Source organism: Bacillus sp. P4_D3 (assembly GCF_056401855.1).
In genome coordinates, this window is record NZ_JBFUIN010000687.1 from 1 (window position 1) to 1,637 (window position 1,637).

Consider the following 1,637-nt stretch of genomic DNA (forward strand, 5'->3'; position numbering starts at 1 on the left):
AGTGCACTCATATCTAAAGCGAAAATTGTTCGATCTTTTAATCCTTCTGGGACATCTTTTTTTACAATACGCTGTGCTAATCCTTCAACGATTGCTGTTTTACCAACACCTGGTTCCCCGATTAAAACGGGGTTATTTTTCGTTTTACGTGAAAGAATACGGATCACGCGGCGAATTTCACTATCTCTACCAATTACAGGATCAATTTTCCCCGCTCTTACTTCCGCCACTAAATCACGGCCATATTTTTCTAACGCTTCATAAGTTACTTCTGGATTTTGACTAGTCACTCTTTGATTCCCCCGAACTGTCATTAAAGACTGTAATAAGTTATCTTTCGTAATATAAAATTTTGTAAATAATTGATTTATATCGCCTTTTTCTTCAGAAAAAGCAAGTAATACATGTTCGACTGAAATATAGTCATCTTGCAATTTCTCCGCTTCTTTTCCTGCTCTTACAAGCAGTTGTTGCAAAGCACCTGTTACATATAATTTCCCTGCCTCTGCCCCGCTTCCAGTTACAGAAGGCTTTTTCTTAATTAAACTTTCTACACCTTGCTTTAACGCTTCTATATCGACATTCATTTTTTGAAAAATACGTACTGTTAATCCGTCTTGCTGCTCTAATAACGTAAGCAACAGATGAACAGTATCTACTTCTTGATGATGATGAGATACCGCTAAAGATTGAGCACTCATAATCGCTTCCTGTGTTTTCGTTGTCATTTGATTTAAGTCCATCTTTACAGCCCTCCAAATGTTTGACTTTCTTTGACCTTTGATTTGATTATACGCCAACTGACTTTTTTATACAATAATTTTGCTTATGTAGTTCCAACTTATTATTGGAAAAAGAAAAAAGTAACATTCATTTTCCTAATCAAAAAAAGCCGCAATAACGATTGCGGCTTCTGTTACGGTTTTCTTTTATATGTCCACTGACGGTTATGATTTGCGTTCTCTGGAAACCTTTCCCCCGCAGTTAATTTCACCATTTGTGGATCTTTCACCATACTTCCCGTTTCACCAATTTCTACGTAAATGCCATCATTTGGCGCCTTTTGCCCTGAACGAAACCTGCGATTTTGTCCCATTTCCATTCTCCTTCCATGACGTCTTGCCTCATTAGTATATCCATTTTAAAAGAAAGCTTTTCTGTCATGTTTAGGAAACAGTACTACCGTTTATCCATGTACATATATATAATTACACAACCTTAAGCAGGAATTATTGGTATATTTGTTGAAAAAAAAGAAACCAACCTAAGTTTAGGCCAGTTCCAAAGGAGAGTCAAACATATACGAGAAGATTACATGTTCATTATAAGTCGCATCATTCAAACAATGTAACCCTTTTCACAAATTGTACATAATGAAAGAAACATTGTTTGAACTTTCTAAAAATATATTGACTTTTCCCTGATTTCCAATGAGAAATAGTAGACACCACAGCGCTTCGCGACGTAAGATGGATATATAGTGAAACTTTCATCTACAGTAGTTTCACCCAGTCTAACCTCTTATTTCTGCATATTAAAAACGGAAATACAGATAGAAACAAAAAAATTATTATAAGAGGTGAAATTATGAATAAACAACATTTAATCGCATTAGACTTAGACGGAACTTTATTAAC

At 35.2% G+C, this 1,637-nt stretch carries 2 protein-coding genes; both read right to left on the reverse strand.

What is annotated here, in order from left to right:
- Window positions 1-743, reverse strand: a 743-nt coding sequence (locus AC1DTM_RS25585; RefSeq protein ID WP_477001202.1) for a Clp protease N-terminal domain-containing protein, incomplete at its 3' end; no start/stop codon positions are given.
- A gap of 173 nt (window positions 744-916) precedes the next feature.
- A complete protein-coding gene (locus AC1DTM_RS25590; protein WP_002117000.1) occupies window positions 917-1,096 on the reverse strand; it encodes a YjzC family protein in 180 nt (59 codons plus the stop codon).
- Between the last annotated feature and the right edge of the window lie 541 nt (window positions 1,097-1,637).

What these genes read in the sequence shown, in the direction of transcription:
- AC1DTM_RS25590 (WP_002117000.1), bottom strand. Translation starts at nt 1,096, where the DNA reads ATGGGACAAAATCGCAGGTTTCGTTCAGGGCAAAAGGCGCCAAATGAT.